The sequence below is a fragment of the Streptomyces sp. NPDC006384 genome (genome assembly GCF_042870695.1).
Lineage (GTDB): Bacteria > Actinomycetota > Actinomycetes > Streptomycetales > Streptomycetaceae > Streptomyces.
In genome coordinates, this window is record NZ_JBIAHR010000019.1 from 91,083 (window position 1) to 114,280 (window position 23,198).

General features: G+C 66.2%; 20 protein-coding genes and 1 pseudogene. 9 read left to right on the forward strand and 12 right to left on the reverse strand.

The genetic code is table 11. From position 1 onward, the window contains the following. Positions 1 to 334 precede the first annotated feature (334 nt). On the forward strand, positions 335 to 1,363 hold the full coding sequence (locus tag ACFYOJ_RS24750; protein ID WP_356557425.1) for a helix-turn-helix domain-containing protein: 1,029 nt from the start codon (positions 335 to 337) through the stop codon (positions 1,361 to 1,363). 1,476 nt (positions 1,364 to 2,839) lie between these two features. Beyond that, positions 2,840 to 3,037, forward strand: a complete 198-nt coding sequence (locus ACFYOJ_RS24755; protein WP_356557426.1) for a hypothetical protein — start codon at positions 2,840 to 2,842, stop codon at positions 3,035 to 3,037. 843 nt (positions 3,038 to 3,880) lie between these two features. Here the strand turns inward: ACFYOJ_RS24755 and ACFYOJ_RS24760 are convergent. Next, a complete protein-coding gene (locus tag ACFYOJ_RS24760) occupies positions 3,881 to 4,237 on the reverse strand; it encodes a hypothetical protein (RefSeq protein ID WP_388597866.1) in 357 nt (118 codons plus the stop codon). 1,991 nt (positions 4,238 to 6,228) lie between these two features. Here ACFYOJ_RS24760 and ACFYOJ_RS24765 point away from each other — a divergent pair. After that, positions 6,229 to 7,704 carry a hypothetical protein gene (locus ACFYOJ_RS24765; RefSeq protein ID WP_356557428.1) on the forward strand — a complete coding sequence of 492 codons (1,476 nt, stop codon included), beginning with the start codon at positions 6,229 to 6,231 and terminating at the stop codon, positions 7,702 to 7,704. 95 nt (positions 7,705 to 7,799) lie between these two features. After that, positions 7,800 to 8,735: a ParA family protein gene (locus tag ACFYOJ_RS24770; protein WP_356557429.1), complete on the forward strand. Its 936-nt coding sequence runs from the start codon at positions 7,800 to 7,802 to the stop codon at positions 8,733 to 8,735. 269 nt (positions 8,736 to 9,004) lie between these two features. On the opposite strand, the gene ACFYOJ_RS24775 is transcribed toward ACFYOJ_RS24770, so the two are convergent. After that, on the reverse strand, positions 9,005 to 10,300 hold the full coding sequence (locus ACFYOJ_RS24775; protein WP_356557430.1) for a DUF2637 domain-containing protein: 1,296 nt from the start codon (positions 10,298 to 10,300) through the stop codon (positions 9,005 to 9,007). Between the two features lie 711 nt (positions 10,301 to 11,011). Between ACFYOJ_RS24775 and ACFYOJ_RS24780 the strand changes: the two genes are divergently transcribed. The 5 genes and pseudogenes from ACFYOJ_RS24780 (at position 11,012) to ACFYOJ_RS24800 (ending at position 14,884) form a co-directional block, all read left to right on the forward strand. Next, complete coding sequence (locus tag ACFYOJ_RS24780) at positions 11,012 to 11,242, forward strand: hypothetical protein (RefSeq protein WP_356557431.1); 231 nt, start codon at positions 11,012 to 11,014, stop codon at positions 11,240 to 11,242. Between the two features lie 247 nt (positions 11,243 to 11,489). Continuing rightward, positions 11,490 to 12,161: pseudogene (locus ACFYOJ_RS24785) on the forward strand (bifunctional DNA primase/polymerase); the annotation flags it as partial. Between the two features lie 249 nt (positions 12,162 to 12,410). Further along, entirely contained in the window at positions 12,411 to 12,569 is a 159-nt protein-coding gene (locus ACFYOJ_RS24790) for a hypothetical protein (protein WP_356557483.1), read from the forward strand. Further along, the gene (locus tag ACFYOJ_RS24795) at positions 12,569 to 14,101 is read left to right on the forward strand and encodes a phage/plasmid primase, P4 family (protein ID WP_356557432.1); all 1,533 of its coding nucleotides are present in this window, start codon (positions 12,569 to 12,571) and stop codon (positions 14,099 to 14,101) included. Before ACFYOJ_RS24790 ends, ACFYOJ_RS24795 begins: the two co-directional genes overlap by 1 nt. Positions 14,102 to 14,422: 321 nt before the next feature. Beyond that, entirely contained in the window at positions 14,423 to 14,884 is a 462-nt protein-coding gene (locus tag ACFYOJ_RS24800; RefSeq protein ID WP_356557433.1) for a DUF6009 family protein, read from the forward strand. Positions 14,885 to 15,120: 236 nt separating this feature from the next. Here ACFYOJ_RS24800 and lexA read toward each other — a convergent pair whose 3' ends face one another. The 10 genes from lexA to ACFYOJ_RS24850 all read right to left on the reverse strand — a co-directional run bounded on the left by lexA (position 15,121) and on the right by ACFYOJ_RS24850 (position 23,168). Continuing rightward, positions 15,121 to 15,828: a transcriptional repressor LexA gene (gene lexA / locus ACFYOJ_RS24805; RefSeq protein ID WP_356557434.1), complete on the reverse strand. Its 708-nt coding sequence runs from the start codon at positions 15,826 to 15,828 to the stop codon at positions 15,121 to 15,123. A 97-nt stretch (positions 15,829 to 15,925) separates the two neighbouring features. Next, positions 15,926 to 16,420 (reverse strand): ATP-binding protein, encoded by a 495-nt coding sequence (locus ACFYOJ_RS24810; RefSeq protein WP_356557435.1) that lies wholly within the window; start codon positions 16,418 to 16,420, stop codon positions 15,926 to 15,928. A gap of 160 nt (positions 16,421 to 16,580) precedes the next feature. After that, complete coding sequence (locus ACFYOJ_RS24815; protein ID WP_356557436.1) at positions 16,581 to 17,054, reverse strand: hypothetical protein; 474 nt, start codon at positions 17,052 to 17,054, stop codon at positions 16,581 to 16,583. Between the two features lie 1,576 nt (positions 17,055 to 18,630). Next, positions 18,631 to 19,431, reverse strand: a complete 801-nt coding sequence (locus ACFYOJ_RS24820) for a hypothetical protein (RefSeq protein WP_356557437.1) — start codon at positions 19,429 to 19,431, stop codon at positions 18,631 to 18,633. Positions 19,432 to 19,484: 53 nt separating this feature from the next. Beyond that, positions 19,485 to 19,949 (reverse strand): hypothetical protein, encoded by a 465-nt coding sequence (locus tag ACFYOJ_RS24825; RefSeq protein ID WP_356557438.1) that lies wholly within the window; start codon positions 19,947 to 19,949, stop codon positions 19,485 to 19,487. Between the two features lie 56 nt (positions 19,950 to 20,005). Then, entirely contained in the window at positions 20,006 to 20,263 is a 258-nt protein-coding gene (locus ACFYOJ_RS24830; protein ID WP_356557439.1) for a hypothetical protein, read from the reverse strand. 350 nt (positions 20,264 to 20,613) lie between these two features. After that, positions 20,614 to 21,351: a hypothetical protein gene (locus ACFYOJ_RS24835; protein ID WP_356557440.1), complete on the reverse strand. Its 738-nt coding sequence runs from the start codon at positions 21,349 to 21,351 to the stop codon at positions 20,614 to 20,616. Beyond that, a complete protein-coding gene (locus tag ACFYOJ_RS24840; RefSeq protein WP_356557441.1) occupies positions 21,344 to 21,703 on the reverse strand; it encodes a hypothetical protein in 360 nt (119 codons plus the stop codon). The genes ACFYOJ_RS24835 and ACFYOJ_RS24840 overlap by 8 nt, the downstream gene beginning before the upstream one ends. Before the next feature lie 74 nt (positions 21,704 to 21,777). Beyond that, positions 21,778 to 22,968, reverse strand: a complete 1,191-nt coding sequence (locus ACFYOJ_RS24845; protein ID WP_356557442.1) for a hypothetical protein — start codon at positions 22,966 to 22,968, stop codon at positions 21,778 to 21,780. Then, entirely contained in the window at positions 22,968 to 23,168 is a 201-nt protein-coding gene (locus ACFYOJ_RS24850) for a hypothetical protein (RefSeq protein ID WP_356557443.1), read from the reverse strand. Before ACFYOJ_RS24850 ends, ACFYOJ_RS24845 begins: the two co-directional genes overlap by 1 nt. Positions 23,169 to 23,198: the final 30 nt, after the last annotated feature.

Here is a 23,198-nt window from a genome sequence, read left to right on the forward strand (position 1 = left end):
CACCTGACGGCTGCTGACCAACTCCTGGCGCCGGGCCTGGAGTCGTCTGGCTTCTTGAGCCTGGCTCAGTCGTCCTGATCTTTCTACCGTCCGCTTCCGGAACTTCCGGATGCTGGTGTAGGGGGTAATGCGACATATTGAGGTGGATAACATACTTAAAGGGGCTCGTGCGAGGACGCTCCAGGTGACCCGAAGGCCGGAAGTGCAGTGGGCTAGACCTCTGGGAGCCGGGTTGAGCTGGCCGCAGTTGTGCCGCACCCGCAGCGCCATCTGCTTCTGACCTGGGATGTCGCCTCCGTGAGGGGCTCGCCAGGTGGGCTCTACGCGTGACGATGTGTCGACATTCGTGCTGGAAAATTTCAAGTCGGTACACACCCGCTCGCAGCTACCGTTTATGCAGGTCAGAGGCACTCAGGCCATGAACTTGCCTCTGAGACAAAGCGTCGCAGGCCCCCACCGGAAGTTGAACTTCCTGGTCATCTGCCATCGACCTCAGGTACTGATCAGTTATCAGGCAGTTACGGGGTATGACGGGCACAACCTCCGCACCGCCACAGGATCTAGTGTCAGGGGGTTGCATTCGATGTCCGTCGGCCAGCTGGTCTCCTCTCAGCACAGCGCCGTCGAGCGAACTTACGGGGTTCTGCGTGCCCTGATCCGGCTCGGTCACGGCCCACACCAGCCACGGGACATCGTGGAAGTGTGCGGTCTGCCGCGCCGGCTGGTGTACCGACGCCTGCAGCAGCTCATCGAGGCTGGCCTCGTCCGCCGCTCCCCCGGTTTGTACGGCCATTACGAACTGGTGCCGTTGGCTCTGCAGATCCACCGTGGCCAGAGCCTGATCGCGCCGGTCTCCGGCACTGCCGAGGTGCAGAGCGTTTTGGAGTCACTCCACGAAGCGACCGGCGAAGTGGTCATGTTCCACGCGTTCTTGTCGCTCGGCGCGACCCGCGTCTGCACAGACCTGGTGGGCGAGTCAATGGCTCTTCGCCGCGCTGTGCTGCGCGATCCAGCCGGGGCCTCCGCACTGCGGGAGGCGCCTCTTGAGTCGGATGCACCTGGACGCGTCATCTTGGCCCACATGGCTGGGACCGATGCTGACCAGCCGGAGCTCACGATGATCCAGCAGACCGGTGTTGCGCGGTCCGCCGCGCCGCTACCGGGCTGGAACTGGGTCTCTGCCGCGGTCCCTCCGCAATCGGGAACGACGCCCGAAGTTGTGAGCCCCATCCTCGGTGCGGTCAGTCTGCTGCTGCCCGCAAACAGTCCTCGGAACGTGTCCTACGGGCGGCTTCTGCGTGAAGCCACCCAGCCCCTCGCTTCGGCATCTCCTCAGCGCCACCTGGAGCTGGCATGCGCATGAGTTCGCGCCTAGCACCTGGGCTCCACAATCAGGGTGTGTTCACCGAACCGCCTCGCGATGCGGTCGCTCAGGCTGAGATCTTCCAGCCCTGCTTGATGACGCCCCTCAGGTCAGGCAGCGAGATGTCCCCGACTGGTGCGGGGATCACGGGAGTCTTCCTCGTAGCTGTTGGGAGGTGGCGGATCATGTAACCGCTGTATGGCGGCGGGCGTTTGCGAGACGCTCGATCCGCCGGCCTGCACCCTCACATCGGTGTTGCGAGCACCTCTTGTGAGATCACAGGCCCGGTGCCATCGCCCGGTTTGCCGACCGTGCGAGTCCTGACGTCCGGGTGCGAACCGGACGATCAGGCGAACTTCCCCTCAAATGCAGTACGCGCCCGGCGGGGCTTCGTGCTGCCCTGATCACGACTCGAATCAGGTGAACATCACTATGCAGCAGAGTGCTGCCCCTTGTCACCCTTTCCCTGCCCAACTTCATGAAATTCGGAAGGCAACTGGGACGCCAGGTGTCACAGTTCCCCACACCAGCCCTGAACACGGCATCGCCGAGCCTGCCCAATGGCTCGCGCAGAGCCCGTGCCGAGATGCCCGCTCGCCCTACGCGTGGATGCAGGCTGTTCTCTGGGCTAGGACCGTACGTCTTCACCCCCGCTTCAACGACATCACCGTGCAACTTGCAGCGGTGCTGGCCGAGCTGACTCCTTGCCGACCTGGCGTGGAGTACCTGATGCGCCGGCTAAGCCGTTCACGTCGCTGCGTCCAGTACCACCTCAACTGCCTCCGCGAGACCGGTCTCCTTGTCTACGTGATCAAGGGGACCCGTCGACGCGGGATGTCGCCGTTGGCGTCGGAGTTCCGCCGGTCCATCCCTCCTGCCTTCGATCGCGCTGTGGGTGTCATAACGAGCGGATTCGGGTTCGAGAGGCGGGTGACCGGCTGCCCGGCGCCTGGGCGCAAGCTCCTGGGCAAGCTGGGCACGAAGGCCAAGCGCTGGCTCCGACGTCGCCGCAGGCCGTGCACCCCAATGGGAGGTACTACAGGTAGATCTTTTACTGCGGGACTTACTAGTACCCCTCTGAAGGGAACCAGCTCCACCACACCACCGAACTCTCCCCGCCTCTCAGGCTCCCCAGTACGCCGACGATTCCGGCTGGCGACACAGCTCATCGAGCGCGTCCCCTGGCTCCACCGTGCTGCTCTCCCCCGCATCGCCTGGGTTGTCAGCGCAGTTGCAGATGCTGGCTGGACAGTCGACGAAGTCGTAGCGTGGCTCAATCTCCAGACCTCTCCAGAACGCGTCACCCGCCCATCTGGCTTTCTCGCCCGTCGGCTGGAGGGCGCCACTGTCATCTGGCCGACGGAGGCCGGTCGTCAACGCGCTGTCGAGGCAGACCGTGACTCCGCGAGGTCCAGGCGTAACCGTCAGGCCGACTATGGCTACCGCCACGACACGCATCATCTACCGAGCACGCTCGTGTCACTCGTAGCCGACGGCATCCGCCAAGGCCGGGCCAAGCTCGCCCAGCAGCAGGCTCATAACGGGTTGGACGTGCTCGATCTCGACATCTTGTCGGCCACGCGCCTTAACCTGCCGGTCCCTGAGGGCGACTGGGGTGCCACTGCCCTTGCCTTCGAGGCGGCACTTGCCCTCAAAGGGGCAGAGGTCTCATGACGGGAGCAGCGACCTCGCCGGTTGCCCTGGACAGCGACGCGGCCAGCCACTCCCCCGCGGGCACATCAGGCGCGTGGCACAACGAACAGGGCAGCACGACCTCCAGTCCCGACCTAGCCCGAATAGCACTGCGCCAATGGATCGCCACCGCCCGCTCCGCGCCACCCACCGCTACACGCCGGCGACCTCCGCGGTCATCGGAAGCCGCTAGCGGACGTGACCCAGTGGGGTTGGGCGCAGCGGTGGGCTCCTTGGCAACCAGTCATGGCTGGTTGGATGGCCTTACTGGTGAGAGAGTCCGGAATCTCTGGACCGAGCTGTTCCCCGGGCTCCGAGAGCATGCCGTGGTTGCAGGCTTCGACGTGCAACAACGCCTCCTGATTCTGCGGCCCCTGACGCGGGCCGCAGCGGCGCACATACGGTTGCATGAGCGGCGACTACTGGATGTTCTTGCCGAGGCTGCGGGCGATCAGGTGAGAGGGCTGAAAGTGCTTCTGCCGGACGCTCGAGCAACAGCCAGCGGGGAGACGCCTCAACTAGCGGCTGCTTCGGAGGCCGAGCCCACCGTGACTACGGCATCCGTGCGACGACCCGGGTCCGAAGAGTATCTCCGTACCCGAGAAGCGCTGCGCGCACTTCGGTTGCCGCAGGCCGACATGGACGACGTGGGACCTGACCCATTCGCCTCGACTCGCAACACGCTCCGGGCGCCAGAGCCGCAGGAGCCTCCTCAGCGGAGCCCAGAGGCGCTGCGGCGGCGGCAGGCGGAACGGACACACCGCCTTGCTCTTGCCCGCGCCCGGGCCGAGCGCCAGCAGACGAGGGAAGCCATGTGATTCCACTTCAGGGATCGTTTCGGCGTCTATACCCGCCGATCAGGCGACGCACGGTCTTTAGCGCCACTCTGGCTTCGGGGGTACGTGCAGGCATCTCGTCGACCTCCTCGGCAACGCGATCGATCTCCTCCACAGCGAAGCGGAGATGGGTGATGATGCCTGCCTCGCAGGTCGGGCTTACTGGTTCATCGAGCAGCTCCCCTAGGTCATTGAGCCACTCGTCGGCCTCATCGTCGGCCGTTAGCCCTTCTCGGTGGCGAAGAAGTTCAGTGGAGGCGCGGCGGACGCGTTCATGGTTCAGAGCGACCCAGCTGCTGCGGCTGTCCTCAGCCTCGGCTTCGCCTCTCTCGTGTGCTCGCAGCACGTACGGTGCTCGCAGGGCTGCCGGCCCGAGCTCCACGGCGACCCGTAGCCGTTGCATCCCGCTGGACGGTGCCGTTCTTCGTGGTAATACCCAAGGGATCACCCATCTGCCGCCAGGTGGCTCCGGCTTCGCTTCCCTCCAGGAGCGCAGCTAGCTCTTCGCGATCGAGTAGGAGTCGGAGCTGTTGAATGAGGACCAGGCGGTCGATGGCCTCTGCACGCCGGGCAAGGCGTGGGAGGGCCTTCCTATGGTTACGTGCGAAGAAGACGACAGCGAGCTCGGCCCCTGGGGCCTCGAGATCGGGGAACTCATCCCGTCGAGGATTATCGGCTGTTCTGTGCCGCTTCTCGAAACGTGCCATGACGCGCCTGGTGTCTGCAGGCGTGGGCCGGAGCCGCTTGGGAGTCTTCTTCTGCCCCATGAGGGTCCTTGAGAATGGGCGACACTCTGTTGCCGGGGGGCTACGGCTACTCCCCCAAACTTCTCTCACCTCTCCCCCTCTCTCACGCTAAAACCGCAGGTCAATGGCTCTTTCTGCTCAGTTGCTCCTGGAGTCGGACGGCCTAGCTGCCCCTCCCACCTCCGCGTGTTCCAGGAAGCAGAACAGCCACGGCTTCGTCGGCGAAACCAACCGCTCTCGTCAAATGAGAGGACAGGGCAGCAAGACCCGCATCATTGGCATCCGTTCGTTGGTGCGCTTGGTGTTTCGTTGACGAAACTCCAAGCGCATCTCGGAAGCCACTCGCAGGACATTCAGCGACAGCTGTCCTGTCTCATCGGACTTTGATTTACTTCAGCTTCGATGACGAGGCTGGACCGCTCGGTCTGAGCCCGCCGTGTTGCTGCGCCTATGTCCGGTTGCACCGAGATGGAGAGATGCTCCCGGATGGACCTGGGGAACTTCAAGGGAGCATCGATGACCACCGGGAGAGCGTGCCCGTCCGGCGACGCGACCGCGCGACCTGAGCGCTTGTCTCGCTCCAGCCGGACTGCCATCCGGGGCGCGGTGCTGGCCCGACTCGTAGTGCTCTTCCAGGGGACCGTACTGCGGCCTGCCTGGTCAGAGGGTACTAAGCTGATCCGCTCGGCCCCCTTTTCTGCGCAGCCCTGAGCAGCTCTCGCTGGCCGGCGCCTCCGTCACGGACCTGCATTGGCGAGCTGTCCGCCAGCCAAGAGCGCACAAGCTGTTGTGCGGAGAGCGGTTAGACATAGCTGTCAACGGTCAACTTTCGGTGAGACGGGACAGTAGCGACACCTCCGCGCATTGAGCGGCCTCTCTTGGCTCACACACCTGGGACCCGCTGAAGCACGTCACTGCGATAGGGCGGTGAGGCGACGATGCACTCCGTGGGCGCGACCTGGATCCAGCCGCGATCTCGACCGCTTCTTGGCAGGCCCTCGTGCACCTCTACCCGCACAGCCCTGCTTAGGCCCATGCCGCATAGGTGTCGAGACAACACGAACACCGCACCTCCCTTCTAGCCAGCCAATCGACCTGCAGCGGGTCAGTGACAGCGTCACCAAGGGGCGAGTTTCGTCGCCGAAACCTTGCCAGCCTTCCGACCTCGCAGCCTGTCCTCGCGGTCATTTCGCTCCCGGGAGAGTCCACGCAGCCCTCCGATCTCGGGCGTGTCCACGCTCCCTGGGGTCGGGTTTCATCAACGAAACCCAGTCCCAGGCATCGAGACTCTCCTGCTGTTTCCAGCCAGTGCAAGGTGGTGCTTCGCCCTCGCTCAGGCGAGTTTCGTCGGCGAAACCCGACAGCCCTGGCTGCCCTCCTTAGTCGACCCGGTAGCAACCGGTATGCGAAGTTCGCGAGGCCAAGCCAGGGCGGTTTGCCGCAGACGTCGTGATCAACACGCTATGGTTCTGGCGAACCGCATCACGTCGAGCTTGGAGTCTGCATGCCACGCGACAGGAAGAACAAGGTCCCCGCAGCACCCCCGCCGCGGCCAGCAGCGGCAGGAGCACCTGCCTCAGGTAACCCCTCCATGGCTCCCCGCGGACAGTTCAACCGGCGACAGGAAGGTCAGCGATTCCTCACTCCCCTGGAGTCGATTGCTGCGAATCCTCGCAACCTGCGTGAGGAGTGGGAGTACGAGACTGACGAGTTTGAGGAGTTCAAGAACAACGTCGCGAACACCGAGCTCATCCAGGACCCGGCGGTCTGCTCGGTGGACGCCTTTACCGCGAAGTACCCGGAGCACGCGAACGCTTTCGGCCCGAAGGTCGAGTGGGTCCTGCTGGCTGGTGAGCGGCGCTACAGGGCTCTCCTCGGCAATAAGAGCCTCACCGAGACCGTGCCTGTCGTGCTGCGCGACACACTCCTGGAGAAGGGAGACTTCGTCCTTCTCAGCGAGAACAACTTCCGCAAGGGGTGGGACCCGATTCAGGAGGCGATGCTTCTTGATCGGATCCGGCGGGAGGAGAATCTCACCTACGACGAGATCTTGGCGAAGCTCGGGGGAGAGCAGAGCACTCAGAGCGGCATCAAGCGGCGTTCCGACATCTCAAAGCGCATCAAGCTCCTCGAGCTGCAGGACGGTCCTCTGCGGCGGGCGATCCGCGAAGGCAAGATCGGTTTGGAGCCGGCCTACACGTTGGTGAGCCGCTTGAAGGAACCCGAGCTGATCGAACGAGGCTGGACCTTGATGCAGGAGGACGAGGTCACGGCGAAGGTCGCATGTGACACCCTTCTGGGTAAATCCCAGACGGTGGCCCCTGACCCGAGTGCGACCGACGTCAAGAAGATCGCCGAACTCCCGGAAGGGGGCCCGGTGTCATCTGCTCCTGCTGAAGGTGATGACACCCCAGAACAGCCTGCGGAGCGGAGCACAGAGACCGCACCGGATGATGGAGAGCAGCAGTCGGCTGACGAGCGCGAGATCGCGCCGCCGCCTGCGGCTCTCGAGCCGGCGACCCCCGCGAGTTTCGCCGACGAAACTGTTCGTACCGACGACGTCAGAGTGCCGGCTCAGCAGAGTTCCGACAGCGGTCTACCGCCTGCACATGGTTCACCTTCGTCTGCGGACGCCGACAAGCCCGTCGGTAATGCTGATGCGGTCGACGAGCAGGACGTCAACGCGCGATTGCAGGCTTGCACGAAGGTGTTGTCTTCTGCCACGTGGTCCACCCCAGATGCCGCCACGCGGAGGATCGCTGTGCACACGCTCTTGGAGACACCACAGCAGGCCTTGGACCTCGCTACACAAATCGCTGAGCAGGTCGGGCTGACGGACGGCGACCGCTTCCGGTATGTTGCAGCTCTTGAAGCGGCAGACGACAGCGACGTCCTCACGATGGCGTACGCGGTCGCGCTCGCGACCGACGAGCTGCACCTGCGCAGCGTCGGGGACCACCTTGACGCCCGTGCCGCCGACTACCTGAAGCACCTTCATGACAGTGCTGGTTACGACGTCACGGGATACCAGTCAGCCCTTGAGGCGATTTCGTCAGCGAAACTTTGAGCTCTGGAGCGTCCGTGACTCAACCGTCCCGCCCACCCATCGATCTGCCTCCGCAGCTGCCACTCACTCGGCGTCTCTACCCGGACGGCCCGCTCGTGGTCGACTACGCCAACGAGGGAGGTGGAACGAGGAAGACCACCGACGTCGTGAACACTGCGGTCAGCTTGGGCAAAGAAGGGCTCAAGGTAGGCATCGCAGACTGCGACCAGACGATGGCCGCTTCCACCTACCTCGGATACGGCGTCACCAACAGGAAGTACTACCCCCAGCGCACGGAGCTGACCTACTCGCGCCTTGCCCAGATGCCCAACATCTACGGGGTTCTCACAGGCGAGTGTGAGCTCAAGGACGCTATGGTTCCCGCGCGCACGCGCATCGTGCCCGTCACGCGCGGCGACAACAATGAGCTCCTGGACGACGAGCGCTGGGACACCGATGAGTGCTTCGAAGTCATTCCGAACGTCAGTTTGATCCTCGGATCTCGTGACATGGCGATCGCCTCTGAGGACATTCGCAACGCGGGCCGCCCTGGATCGCGATCGAAGGCAGGACTCCACTGGCTCAGGAAGTCTATCGAGGCCTTGCCTGCAGGCACTCTCGATGTTCTCCTCATCGACAGTCGGGGTACCTTCGACACACTCGAACTCACTGAGCTCGGCGCATCTGACTATGTCGTCGGCTGCGTCAAGCCGGACACCAAGGACGACGACACCCTGCATGGCCTGAAGGCACTGATCGCCACGGCGCAGGAGCAGTTCGAGTTCTCAGGTGGAGCTGCGGATCTCCGCTACATTCTCTTCAACGGCTACGTGAAGAACCGCGGCAAGTTCTACATGGAGATGTACGAGGAGCTCAAAGCCTTCTACGGCGACATGCTCCTCCCGTACGTCTCTGAGAATGTGCAGGTCGCCGAGAGCGTCAAGGCGCAGGAGCCCATCCACTACTGGATGCAGGGGCAGGATCCGCTGATCGTGGAGCAGTTCGACGCGATTGGGAGGGTCATCGCACGCGACATGCGCCTCGCTGCGTAGGGGTTTCGTCGACGAAACCCGGCACATCTCGCTGGGCCTGGTCCATTGGTGGACCAGGCCCAGCGAGCTTTCCGGCACCTGCTGTCGTTGGGTGCCGATGGCGGCGCTGCTGGATGAAGTGGACGACAGAGAGCGCGCTTGCTGCCCAGCCTCTGCTGGCTCTGAACTGCTATGTCAGTAGGCCTGAAAACAACAGGTTTCACAAACGCACTATGTGCTCGCGGGCGTTATGGCCGGGGCGGGACCTACCGGGGCGCACTCCTCACGGCCTAGGAGGCCACGCCTACCGTCTCCCTCTCATAGCGGGAGATCCATTCGGGGCGATACCTCCGCAAGCTCTCCGCACTCATCGGCCGTCCCTTCCTCCCCGTGATGCCATGCTCCTCAAACAGGACCTTCGATAGAACGGGCATGCTGGGATACTTTCCGGCCCGGTCTGTAAGGCCGGCGAACACGGCATAGATGGCCTCGGCCCGCGTCGCACCCGTGCTACCGACGATGCTGCCTTCTCTCCGCGCCCGCGCCTTCGGTCCTGTCTCCGCCTTCGGGGTTGCTACGGCCCCAAGCCCTCGCTCGAGCTCGGGCTGAACCGCAGGCTCCGTCATGAGCGGCGAGGGACCAGCAGCGGACGTCGCGATGGCTGGTTCCACTGGCGTCCTCGTGCCGAAGAAGGGCGGTGCCCCGCCTACCCCCTCTGCTTCGCCGACCGGCGGCCCTGCGGCGATGGCATGATCAGAGGTCAGCGGTGGCATCGGCGCTCGGGCATCACGCGCAGGAGGAGGGGAGTCGCTCCTGGGGTTAGCGGAATGCTCAGGCCGCGCCATCGGAGGAAGCCGCTTGACTGCCAGGTCGTGGCGTGGTGGCTGTGGCGCGGCTGGGGGAGCGGTCTCCGGCTTCGCTGGCTCGGAGTTCTGGGGGAGTGGTACCCCGAGGGCCGCTAGTCGGAGGGGGAGGAGTTCCTCGACTGGCGCCTTGAAACGCCAGAAGGAACCGTGCCGTCGCTTGAGTTTGGCGATGTAGACGAGACGGTTCTGCTCTGCGGTGAGGGCTGTCTGGTAGGAGCGGCGGTTCCACAGTTGCATGCCGCGCCAGAGCCTGAAAGTGGGTACGGGGGAGAGGAGCCAGCGGGACAGACGGACGCTCTCGAAGGGTCTCGCCTCACTAAGGTCAGCGAGTCTGCCGACAGCATGGCGGGCGGCTTCCACCGAGACGGTGAAAATCACAGGGAGGGCGGCATGCATGGCGGTCCCCAACGGGTCCGGCCAGAGGAGTGCCGCGTTGAAGGCGATGGTCGCGGCTGTCAGAAGCCATGCGGTGTAGCGCAGCAGTGGGAAAGGGCACCGAAGCCAGGTTAGGAGGACGTCCAGGGCGAGAACGACGAGGATGCCGCAGTCGATGCCGATGGGGAACACGACCGAGAACGCCCCGAAGCCCTTGGCCTTCGCAAGCTGGTGAACTGCAGCGTAGGAGCCGACGAATGCGATGCCGGCGACAAGCAGGGCACCCACGACCACGAATGCGATGAGCAGGCGTTGGAGGGGAGTGGGTGATATCTGCTTGTGCACAGGTTGGTACCCCCTTGCGATGAGGTCGGCCTGGGCCGAGACGCAGCTGAAGGGGTACTCCAATGCCGAGTTCTCGGGCCTCCACGACGTACGACAGCGGTGATCGTGGACCGAAGTCTAGGCCGGGCCTGAGCTTAACTGGGTAGTGCTGGCCGAGGGTCACCCACATCGAAGGGGCAGACCTGTCGGGGCGGGTGGCAGGACTGCGTACCTGGGGCTCCGTGGGTACCTTGGGGGGCTCTTCCTGACCTGGGGATTTAGTGTGAAGCGGCCACTAGTCTGCTCGTCTGCGGCGTGTCGGGTGGGGCGTGTTTGACCAAGGTGCCGGGACTGGAGTTAAGTGTGGTCGCGGCTCCGGTGGTCGAGGCTCGTCCACCCGGGTCGCGGCCCGCACCTGTGCGGGGATTGTTGAGAGGTTCCCCAAGGGATTCTGGGAGCCGGCCCGCTTTCGAGTACCAGGGATAGTTGATGATCGATGTGGCGGCGCTGCGGCAGCCCCGGTCGCAGCACTGGGTGGCCGCGCAATCTGGCGTCGGTCGGCAGACTCTTCGGAATCTTTCCCGGATCGGCTTGTTGCCGCCGGCACGGCAGCTCACTGGGGCAGACGTTGTAATTGCCCGATGTGCTCATGCTCTTGGTGCTACGCGCTCGACCAATCGTCGGGCTCAGACTGGTGAGTGGACTGCGGCAGCACAGGAGCGCGATCGGAAGTTGATCGAGACGGTGCGGGGCCTTCTGAACTCAGGCGAGTTCGATGCCCGAACCACCGTCGTCGTGTACCCGGACAAGTGTGAAGCCACCGCGGCCCTTGAGGCGGTTTCCGAGTGGATGCACACGGGAGGGGCCACCGAGCATCTGGTGCTGCTGCCGCTGGGGAAGTGGGCACTGGCGGTGCCGGGTGCCGCAGACGAGGCGCCAGACCGGGGGGTGCTCGTGGCATAAAAAAAGCACCCTCATCTGCCGGAAACAGTGAGGGTGCCTTCACGCAGGCTGGGCCTCCGCTTGGTGCCGTTGAGGTTACCAGCCAGATCACGGACTGACCGGTTTCGCCAGGTCGACTATCCGTCCTTCTCTCTATCCTCGACATTCGTGAGCTGGTGATCATGACGGCGATCCGCCTCATTCAGTGGCCAAGCGAGCCTGCCGTGTCCCGCTTTCAACTCCGTGGCATGGCAGGGCTCTCACTTCGATGAAAGCTGCCGAACCCATCGACATCGCACGCTGGTGTGCGCGCCAGGGATGGCCTGTGCACCCGCTGCAGCCCATGGGCAAGATTCCGATGCCCGGGTGCTCCCGCTGCCGCGTCAGTCACCCCGATCACGTACCGCATGAGGTGCGAGAGTGTGAGTGCCTGGCTCGGGGACTGTGGTGCCACGGCTTCCACGCGGCAACACGAGAGCCCGCACTGATTGAGCAGTGGTGGGGGAGCAACCCGCGCATGGGCGTCGGGATCTCTACCGGGCCGGCCGAGCTGCTGGTGGTGGACCTGGACTGTCACACGGACACACCGCCCTCCGAGCTCTCACACGTGCTGCCTGCCTTCTCCGTACCCAAGGAACACCTCAGGGCGGTGCGCAATGGTCTGGACGCCTTCCGCGTCCTGAGCCAGTCTCTCGAAGGCGAGGACTTCAGTGACGGAGAGCGCACATTGGCCGTACGCACACCCAGCGGCGGGATGCACCTCTACTTCCGCACGCCGCGGCAGACTACGTGGCGGTGCTCCACGGGAGGCAACCGCAAGGGCGTCGCGCTGGGGTGGCAGTTGGACGTACGTGCTCACGGCGGCTACATCATCGCGCCAGGAACCCGTGTCGCTGCTGGAGGATACGAGCCGGTGGGGTCCTGCAGGCAGCCTGCTCGGTTGCCTGGATGGCTAGCGGGTGCGCTTGAGCGAACAGGGCATCTCCTTACGACCAGACCGCCGGCTCAGCGACATCCGCGCGTGCCCAATCGGGCTCGGATGGCCACGACTTCTCCTGCGACAACTAGCGCGTGGGCGGCGAGGGTTACTGCGACCTGCTTGGGGGACGTGGCAGACTGCGCTTCACTCAGTGAGGGCAGCGGCTGGCACTCCAAGGTGAATCGGGCCGCTTACACACTCGGTGGGTTGGTGGCTGCAGGGTTCATCGCCAGCCAGGCCGACGCCGAGGCCGCGCTCCTGGAGGCCGCGCTGCACGCCCGCCCAGAGCGCGAACGACAGGCACTGAGCATCATTCAATCTGGACTGGTCGCGGGACAGCGCCAGCCCCTCACTCCGAAAGACCGCTGATGAGCACCACGAGCAGGTCTGTGCCAACGAGCCGGGCTCCGGAGACCTACAGCGCCACAGCTGCGGCTCATGCACTCATCGGGCCCGACACCCCCGTCGAGGCCGCGCCCGTTGAAGTGCTCCTTCCGTCCTCGCTGACGGACTGGGGCATGGCCAACCTCTTCCTCAAGGTCTTCGGCGACGAGTACCGGTTCGTTCCCGAGCATGGCTGGTACAAGTGGGCGGGGCACCGCTGGCAACTGGATGCGAAGGCGAAAGCGATCCAGAACTCGGTGTTTCAGATGGCTGAGAGGATGCCCTATCCGGACCCTCGGGAGAATTCCCTTGTCCGGTTCCCGGACAGAGATCTGGCAAAGCACAGGAGGAAGTCACTCAGTATTGCGGGAGTGCGCGCACTCATCGCGACTGCGGAGAGTCTGCCGGATCTCATGCTCGAGTCTGATGAGCTCGATGCCGACCCTTATGCCCTGTGCACGCCGGCAGGGATCGCGAACCTGCGGACAGGTGGGTTCATCGAGCCGAGCCGCGATCAGGCCCACACGCGCTCCACGACGGTGGGGCCGCGGCGGATGCCCACGCCGATGTGGGACAAGTTCCTCGTCGACACGTTCGGGGACGACGCCGAGGGCCGCGAGATGATCGCCTACCTGCAGCGCCTGTGCGGCTACAGCATCTCCGGGGATGTCGACGCGCAGATCATGCCCTTCTTGTTCGGTGAGGGGCAGAACGGTAAGTCCGTGCTCGTTGCCGTGTTGCTGGCGATCCTCGGGGAGTACGCGGATACGGCCCCGCCTAACTTCCTCATGGCTCCGCTATACCCGGACCATCCCACAGAGATGGCGGATCTGCAGGGGCGCCGGCTGGTGTTCTGCAGTGAGATTGACCCGGGAGCGAAGTTCGACGAGGCCAAGATGAAGCTCCTCACTGGCGGGGATCAGATCAAGGCTCGGAGGATGCGGCAGAACTTCTTCACCTTCAGCCCGACTCACAAGCTCTGGCTGATCGGTAATCACCGACCCACGGTGGAGACCGGTGGTTTCTCCTTCTGGCGCCGTATGCGGATCATCCTATTCGCGCGCACGGTTCGAGACGAGGACGTGGTGGAGAACCTCGCGGCCAAGATGATCTCCAAGGAGGGGCCGGGCATTCTTCAGTGGCTCATCGATGGCGCCGTCGCGTACTTCGACGGCGATGACCGTAACTTGAAAGGCCCTGGCTCTGTCCGGCTGGCAACACAGGACTACGAGGAGAGCGAGGACAGTGTTGGCCAGTTCGTCCGCGATTGCTGTGTGGTTGGCCCTCACAACACCTACCGGGCCGAGCAGGCCCAGCTGCGGCGGGCCTACGAGGCGTGGTGCACCACCGCAGGCATGCGGCCCGTTCCGGTTCGGGAGTTCGGCAACGCCATCAGGCGCTTGGCCAAGATGAAGAGCGCGAAGGACATGCCGAAGAGCAACGGCCGGCGGTACTACGTGGGTATTGGTCTCATTGAGGGGTCCCAAGAAGAAGCCGAGAGGGCAGGGGCACAGTGATGAGCCAGGGACAAACGTCCTGCGTCGCTTCACGAGCGAAAAATACCTGGTCAGAGGCACTGTGGCCGCCGGATCAGGGACACACAGGGACACGCTTCCCCTATATGTCTTCGTTCTGGAACGCCTTCCTGTTCTCCCGACAAGCTAGAGAATCTGTCCCTAAGAGTCCCTGTGAGTCCCTCAATGCCTGCTGACATGCCGTCTGACCTGGTCTTTTCTGAGCAGGGACAGAGTTTCGCGTCCAGGGGCACACAGTGTCCCTCCACGCTGCCTGTCCCCAAGCCCCGTCATCACGCCCTGACCGAGGAAGGGGTCTCGTCGATGTCCGACACCTTGGCGCAAAAGATCACCGACGAGGTGGAGATCGTCTGGGTAGAGGGGGAGGAGGCCGTCATGGCGAGGTACGACTACGTGCGCCAGGATCTGGTGAAGACCGCGAAGAAGCGCGGTGTGCCCCGGATCACCTGGGATGCTCGGATCGTTGGATACGCCAACCTGCGTCCCGAAGCGGAGCCTCCTGCCCGCCTTGGTTCTGGTCGGTGGGAACGGCGGGTCTTCTATGTGACCCCGAGAGACCGTAGCGAGAGCGAGGCTGCTGGTGAGCGGGTTCTGTTCCAGGAGTCGACGCCGACGGAGGCTGTCGACCCGCGAACGGTGAGGCCTCGGGTGGTAGGGACCTTGACAGATCGCGCCCGCGGCAGGGCCTTGCCGCCAGAGGACACTGCTGCCCAGGCGAAGGAGGGGCCGACCCAGTCAGCGGAGGAGAACGGGATGCTCTTCTGAGCAAGGCTCCCCCCGAGCCCAGTCCCTTGCGAATACTGGGAACTCTGCCCCTGTCTGTCCCTAGGAAGGTGAACAGCAGAGCCCACCGGGTTTCTGACCTGCGGTTTTTCTTCACTGGGTGTGCAGGGACACTGTCCCTGCACACCCAGTGAAGGGCCTCTGAAGTAGCCGCGGCGCACAGCGCCTCGAGCATCTGGGCCCCAGAGTCCGGTTGTCGCCGCTCGCCGGGTGGCTCTCTACAAGCTGCGCACCACAGCGACGACCTTTCCCAGAATCGTCGCCTGGTCAGCTCGAATGGGAGCGAAGGCACTATTCTCCGGCATCAGCCAGGCGCTCTCACGGTCCAGCTTCAGGCGCTTCACCGTGGCCTCGTTGTCGAGCATTGCAGCGACGATCTCGCCGTTCTCCGCAGTTTGCTGGGCCCTGATGATGACCTGGTCCCCGCTGGTGATGTGAGCCCCAACCATCGAGTCGCCGACGACGGTGAGGGCGAAGAGGTCGCCATGCCCCACGAGCTGCCGGGGCAACGGCAGAAGGGCGTCCACATGTTCCACTGCGCTGATCGGGACGCCGGCGGCGATACGGCCGATGAGAGGAACCTCAGTCACAGCCGCAGCGCGTTCAGCCTCTGCCGCCCGGGCAGTGAGCTCGGCGTCGCTCGGATCGGGTTCAGGTGCCTGAACAGGGGCGTAGCAGCGCGGCCGGTGCGGGTCGCGTCGGAGCAGGCCTTTCTTCTCCAACGTCATCAGCTGATGAGCAACCGATGAGGTGCTCGAGAGGCCAGTTGCCTGGCCGATCTCCCTCATCGACGGAGGGTACCCCCGCCGTCGGACTGAGTCTGTGATGCAGGCAAGGACATCTCGCTGTCGGTCGGTAAGGCCGTCGGTTCCTGTGCGGATCCCGGGCGGCCGCCCGATGTGCTTGTGCTTGGCGATGGCCCCCATGCGGCCCCCCTCGTTCAGGTGCTTGGGGGCACGGTATCCCGCCTAGAGACCATCTCGCACTGGCATTCGATCAGCGAGTTTCGTGTGTTCTTTGAGGTCAGGAGGCTAGAGCGCGGGGTTCACTAACGGCCTCAGGAATGGTCAGGGTGAACCAGACACCGTTGTGGGGGTCAGCGCCCCAGGCCGCCGCCAGGGCTTGAACGAGGATCAGTCCTCGGCCGGATTCAGCGGTGGGCCTCGGGCAGCGCCTGGCGTCTCGGGTCGGGAGCGCCTTGGTCTGGCCAGTGATGGAGAACCGCACGGCGCGTCCGCTGGTGGCCAGGGTGAGGGTGAGAGCGGGTGCCTCGCCGTGCACGAGGACGTTGGTCGCGACTTCGGTGATGAGTAACTTGGCGTCGCCCTCCATGAGGTCGTAGGCGTGCGGGTCTGGGAGACAGGCCTCGAGGAGCTTTGCCCCCCTGTAGCGCAGTTCGCTGATCTGAGAGGTCTCGGCAGGGCAGGAAACAGAACTGTGCGGTGTCCACCGATGGTGGAGGTCGAGGTCGCCGGTTTCTGTAACCGGGTTCGTGATCTGGTGCGAGAACCTGGGCATGGGCGTCCTTACTGCCGATGATGGTGTCCGGTGGGGCAGAGGCCATGAATCTCGGACCGGGCGCTGACGTGGATGCAGCGGTGGTGCGGGCCGGGCTGGGGAGCGGGATAAGCCTCACCGGTGTGTCCCGGAGGGCTCGTCCAGCCCGAGATCTGCGGTCTTACGACCGGAGCTGCTGACTGCGGAGAGCGATGAGTCCTTCCGCAGTCAGCGCGGCGTTTGTGTCTGTGGGCAGGACGATCCACCCGTCGACGGCCAAGCGCTCCAGGGCTGCGGCTGTGTCGCCCATTCCCGAGGCCGGTTCAGCGCAGTGGCTGAGGCTAGGACCGTCCGCAGTCGCTTTGACGGCACCGTCGCGGACCAGGACTACGAGCCGGAGTTGATTGGGGGTCAGTCGCTCGGCAAGTCGGGCGGTGGCGTGGGCGTGCCCCTGGACCTCGTGCATGTGCTGGTCGAACGACTCGAGGTGGACGCGGAGCTCCCAGGGTTTGTCGTTGTGCCAGTGCCCGCAGGAACACATGGCTGTCATCAGCTGTGTGGGCCAACCAAGAAGGCTGGTGGACTGCCCAGCCGGCGTGGTCTTGAGCTGGTGGGCGGTGACATCGACCAAGGGGTCGTCGAAGTAATAGGTCATGGTTCTCGGCGGGTTCAGGTGAGCATGTAGAGCTCACGGATGTTGTTGAGGACCGACCCCGGTGGGGTCCACCAGCCTTGGGCTCCCTGGCCCTCTGCTCGCGTCGGAGGCGTGGTCAGGCAGTTCCTGGGCGGGCCGCGACAAGCCGGCTGCGTCCGGCGGAGGTCCTGGCGGCCGCCCGTGCCCGGGATGGTGAGGTTCGGCGGGGAGGTGTGCGCCGTCCGGGTTGGTGGGCAAACTATTGTCGCCGGAGGCCCCATTCAATGGCTGGGCCTCGGTGCTCCGTGGTCCCGTAGAAGAGGTGGCTGGCCCGGGGAGGAGGCCGAGCGTGGGCCGCCCGGCGTGGCGCGTGTACTGGCTGCGAATCCCTGCGATCCGCTGGAGGTAGCTGTCGTGCTGGTTAGTCAGCAGTGCCAGAAGCAACGGGGCGTCGATGACCGCGCGCCGGGCGTGCGGCCGCTTCGCCACGCTGAAGAGGACCTCGGCGTCCGCAGGCTCGGCCACCAGGAGGCCCCATCCGCTGGGGATCTCGTCCGCCGTCGTAATGCCTGGGCTGGCGGTGACGAACCAGCAGCGGGTGGCGTACGACACCCAGTCCTCGGGGGTTAGGGTGCGCTCGTGCGCCAGCCAGTCCGCCCTGTCAGCAGCCAGAAGGTAGACGTCAATCGTGGCGGCCGCGTCACTGCGGGATGACGCGGTGAAGTACACCGCATCCACTGCGGGCCCTTGCCCGCCGGGTGGCGCCACCCGGGTGAAGTAGAAGCTGGTCGCAGATGCGGCGCGCCCGGAGCGGAGATGGTCCTCGAGCCGTAGGGACAGGGCTTCGCGGTTCATGAGCTGTGCGGGCGCGCGGCCCACTCCTTTCGTGCGACGGACGAGGCGCGATTCTGTCGGCCAGGGCCCGGGGCGATGCGAGGTCGGGGCGTGCTTTACGCAGCCGAGCGGGTCGGTGCTCCCGGTCAAGCCGTTGTGGCGGTGGCCGACGGTGAGGCCCTCGGCAGACGGAGATCCCAGGCACGGGCGACAGCTTGGGCGCGTGTGTCGGCGTCGAGCGTTGCGTACAGGAGACGGGCTGCGGTCTTCACGGTGGCGGTCGCCAGGCGCAGCCGGTGAGCGATTTTCTCGTCGCTCCATCCGTGGGCGATGCCGATGAGCATTGGCGCGCGCCGGGAGCGGTGGCTCGGTTCGGCGTAGCGTGCTGAAGTCCTCGGTGGCGACGAGGTCGGGCGAGGCGGCGCCGATGGTGGCGCCCATCAGGTCCACGACCGCGCCGCGCGGCGCACCGCGACGACCTCACCGGCCTGCCCCAGCGCCGCGGCTTCGACCGCACCGCCCCCGGATACCAACGCAGCCCATGGCGGGCCGCCCTGTGGCGATGCGGTGGTATCGGTAGCAGGACAGGTCAATGGCCATCACCAACCGGGCCGCCCTCGTCGAAGACGATGGTGGTCGGCGGATCTTCGACCGGCGCTCCGCCGAGGGGCGCAGCTATCCGCTGCTGTACCAGGGCGACGGCCTGTCCTAGGCCGGCGGCCGGGGTGATGCCGGGGCTGGACATGGCTTCTCCCTCGGGTGATCAGGTGGCGGGCGAGGCGCTGGTCTGGGGTGCGGGGAGCGGCTCGTCGGCCGGTTCACTTGCCGGTGCGGGCGCCTCCTGGCCGCCGACGGTGTCGGAGGGCAGCTCGATCTCGCGCGGCGAGGAGTCGATCCCCAGCGCTTCGGCGGTCTCGGCCTCCGTGACGGACGTAGTGGCGGGCTCCGTGGTGTCCGCGTCGGCCGGGCCTTTGTGGGCCTCCTCGATGAGGTCCACCAGCCGGGCCATGGTGTGCACCTCGGTCGGTTCGTCCGTGCCCGGGCGTGTCAGCAGGTAGGTGTGGCGCACGTAGTTGTGCTCGGGGACCGTGACCGGACGGTAGGTGAGGGTGGTGCCTCCGGGCAGTTCAGCGGTGGCGGTCCCGTCCGGGTGCCCCTGCCACAGCTGCTCATTGGTGAGCAGCTTCCTGCCGGAGTCGAGGCTCGCGGCATGCATGGCGGCGTCCCCGCGGGCCGCGTGAACAGCGGCCGACCGCAGGCGGGCTAGCATCTGCGCGTCGGTGGTGGGAAGTGCCGCACCCCGGTTGGGGCTTGTGCAGCTGGCCCGCCGGAGCTCGCTCCTACGGGCGTCGACCAGGGTCTCAACCACACCATAGGTGGTGATGGCCGCGCCCAGTCCGGCCGCGAGCGCGAGGGGGGAGCGGCCACAGTGGTCGTGGACGACGCGGAAGGCCGCGGTGCCCCCGAAGATGGCGCTGATGACGGGGATGCCGTCGAGGATGCTTCCGGCGGTGGCGGCGCCCAGGGAACGCAGCTCGGTCCGGGAAGGGCGGGTCGTGTTCATGAATGGAGGTCTCCTTGAGAGGAGGTGCGGCGGGAGGCTTGGGCTGGCCGGGCTTAGTGGGTGATCGGCTCCATGCCCATGGCGTCGGCGTGGCCCTTGAGGAAGGCGTCGAGCTCCTCGGGAGCGTCGTCGCGCAGCTCGTGGAGTTCGGCGGCGACGGCTTCGGCACCGCTGGGGTCGAGGCGCAGGGCCAATTCCAGGAGGCGCAGCACGGCGCAGCTGAGGAACGTCGTCGTGGAGTGGGCGAGCAGGTCCTCGGCAGCCTTGGGCTGACAGCTGCGGGTGGCGATCACCTCGGCCTTGCGGTGCAGGGCGGAGCTTCCCAGCTCCAGGACCAGGCGACGCAGTTCCGCGGTTTCCGGTTCGGCGGCGCAGGCGCTGCACAGGTCGACCATGAGGTTGTTGGCGACCCATACGCAGCCTCCTGGGCAGGGCGCGTTGTCGGTGCATCCGCAGCGCGTGCACACCGCCTCAGCACTGTCGGAGGCCAGTTCGGGGCCGAAGTCGGTGACGGTCACAATGGGAGTCCTCAATCGATCTGTTGGGGTTTGGGTCAGTTACACGACTGCGCCGCTCATGCGCTGCGGCGCCGGCCAGCCTTCCGTGTGGCGAGCCAGGTGGTGACGGCCGCAGCGCCGACGCCGATGATCCGGTGCAGGGCGATCAGGACATCGGCCCAGGCCAACTGCAGGTCCTCGTCCCGCTTGGACATGTCGGGCCGCCCGTGGTACTCCACGAGCACGCCCAGGCCGCGGTCGTCGGCGAAGAGGCGATCCGTCTGCTGGAGCAACCTGTCCCGGGTGCCCGGGTGATGGGAGGTGGTGGCAAGCATGGCCACGTTCGACCTTCCGGGGGCGTTGAATTCAGTGCAGGCCTGGTGCCTCGGTGGTTGTGCTCCCGGATTCAGTGGCGCCAGGGCTGCGGGGGAAGCAGCCGGCGTGCCGGGCCGTGCGGCAACGCACAGGGGCCGGACCGAGGAGGGTACGCATCACCCGCCGTCTCGGTCCGGCCCCTGGTGTCGGTGTCGTGGTCAGATCCGGTGATACCCGGACCCGGTCCAGGCCGCATTCGTTCTTGGCGGCCTGGAAGCATTCCTCGATCGCCCAACGGCTGCCGGCGATGCGGGCGAGTTCGGGTAGTCCGATGTCGACGGCGCACTGGCGGATGGGTGGGCGCGCGGGGTTACGTCCGGGCGGGCTCCGGCGTGCCGACGGCGATACGGGCGCCGACCAACTGCCCGGCCTGGGCGGCGCTGCGCAGTGCCCTGGCGGTGGCCTTGCCGTTGTGGGCGCGAGGGTCGAGCCCGCCGACGTTGCCGACATAGAGCACGGCCCAGCCGTAGCGGGCGGCCTGGGCGAGCCAGCCGTCGGGGAGGTCGACGGACCCGGCGTAGAACTGCCCGCCTTCGGGGTCGAGAACCAGCAGGCCGTCCTCGCCCGCCGGACCGTGACCGAGCAGCAGCACGCCGATCCAGTCGGCGGCCTGCGGCGGGGCCTGGCGCAGCCGGGAGACCAGGTGGAAGCCGTTGCCCAGCAGGTGACTGGCGACCACGTTGGTCAGCTCGCCGGAGCCTTCGCTGACCACGTACGCCTTTCCGACGGTCTCGGCGACCAGGACGGGGAGGTCGGCGCCGCCGTGGTCGAGGACGGCGGCGGTCATCGTCATGGCGTAGCCGTCGGCGGGCGCGGCCGGGGTGAAGTCCTCGCCCATATGGATCACCTGGGAGGGTCCGCACCGGTCGTGGACGTACACGACGTGGGTGAAGGTGCCGCCCGTGCGCACCACCATGTTCACAGTTCCGGTCAGCGGCCGTTCGCAGACGACGCACTGACCGTGGGTCAGGGAGACCTCGGCGGCGCGGGCGAAGCCCTCGGGACCGAGCAGCGCGCGGACCTCGGGGCTCATGTGCAGGTCAACCACGGGCGTACTCCTGGTCGTGCTCGTCGAGGACGGCGGCGGCGTGCTCCTGGCGGGCGTAGCCGCGGGCGTCAGTGTCCCATCGGGGGTCGGCGGCCGGCACGGGGCCGCGGCCGGTGCCGTGGGCGCGGTCGTGCTCCAGCAGGCGGCGGGCGGTGTCCTCGGCGTCCTGCTCGCTGGTCGCCGGGTCCTCGACCTCGGCGAGGGCGGGCACGGCGCGGTCGGCGAGGGCGGCGCGGTGCACCAGATACGTGCGCTCGCGCTGCCGGTCGCCAGGGTGGACGGTCAGCTCGTCGTCCAGGCGCTGGACGGCGGCGGTCGCGCGCAGCAGGGCGAGGGGGTCGGTGGTGCTCATCAGGTCCTCTCGGGAGGCGAGGCGGTGGCCGGAGCCAGCTCGAATGGCTCCGGCCACCGCGGCGTTGGGGTCGGTCACGCCTGCGCGGGGTCGGTCTCGCTGTCGGTCTTGTCGCGCAGCTTGTTCACGGCCTGCTGTGACATGCGGGCCCGTCCGGCGATGTCGGAGTCGGCGTGGCCCCAGTAGATCGCGCGGGCGACCAGCTCGCGGCGCTCGGCGAGGTACTTCTCCAGCCGGGCGACCTCGGCGCCGACCACGGCGAGGCGGTCCCAGTCCTGCTCGCGCAGCCGGGCGCGGTGGCTGTAGGCGGCCTCCTTGGTGCCGAACAGGCGCACGCCCTGCTGCCCGGCGCGCAGTTCCTCGCGCTTGATCCAGGTGTCCAGGGCGGCGTCGGTTGTCTGGGAGGTGATCTCGCTGGCGGCCAGCGCCTTGTGCTCGACGTCCCAGTCGGCGAAGTCGCGCGGCGGCCGGGGGTCTCCGTCCATGAGGATGGTGCGGTACCAGGACCGCACGCCCAGCACCTGCAGGCCCACACCGGAGCCGTCGCGGTAGGGCTGGCCGAACACCTTCTTCACCTCCTCGTGCCAGTGCTCGTTCGCGCCGATGTACCGGGTCTGGTACTCGCAGCGCTCGGCCAGCTCATCGAGGGACAGGCCCAGCAGCTCGGGCCGGTAGACCTGGGGGAAGCGCGCGACGATGTCGGCGAAGTCGATCAGGTCGCCGTCGACCTCGCGCCGGTGGGCCTTGCGGTGACGGGAGGTCAGGCGGCACAGCTGGCGGCCGGCGTGCGCGGAAGCGGCCGACCAGTCCAGCTCGCCCCCGGCCTCGAAGAAGCCGTCCAGCAGGTCCTGCGCGTACGGCGCGACCAGCTCCAGCAGCGCGTTGGCGGCCTCGACGTCGAGGTACGGGTGACCGGGGACGTACTCGCCGGAGTCGACGGTCCAGCACAGCAGCTCGGGGACCGGCTCGAACCACATGTGCGGGCCGCTGCCTGGCAGGAAGAGCTTGCCCGGGTGCCAGCGCTTCCACGTCGACTTCGGGACGTCGTTGACGGCCTTCCAGCTCGGGTTCCAGGGCTCGCGGTGCTCGGTGCTCTCGTGGAAAGCCAGTTCGCCCGTGGCCGTGTCGAGCAGGACGTGCTGGTACGCCCCGGGCGCGTGGGCGCCGGCCACCGGCTCGGACGGGATCACCTCCGTCACGGGCGTGATGGTGACCCGGGGCGCCCGGTAGGTGGCCACCTTGACCTGCGGCACGGTCTCGTTCATCAGTTCTCCTCGTTGAGTTCGGTCTGACGTAGGTCGATCTCACGCTGCGAGTCGACGGCGACCGCCGCCAGGTTGACGTCGGTGCGGTGCGGTGCGGTGGGATGCGGTTCGGGCTCGCGGCCGTGCGGCGGCCAGCGGCAGCGGCGGTGATCTGCTCCATAGGTACTTCTGGCGTGAAGTCGCAGAGCGGTTCGGCGCACACGCGGGTGTGTCGCGGGTGCGGATCGGTT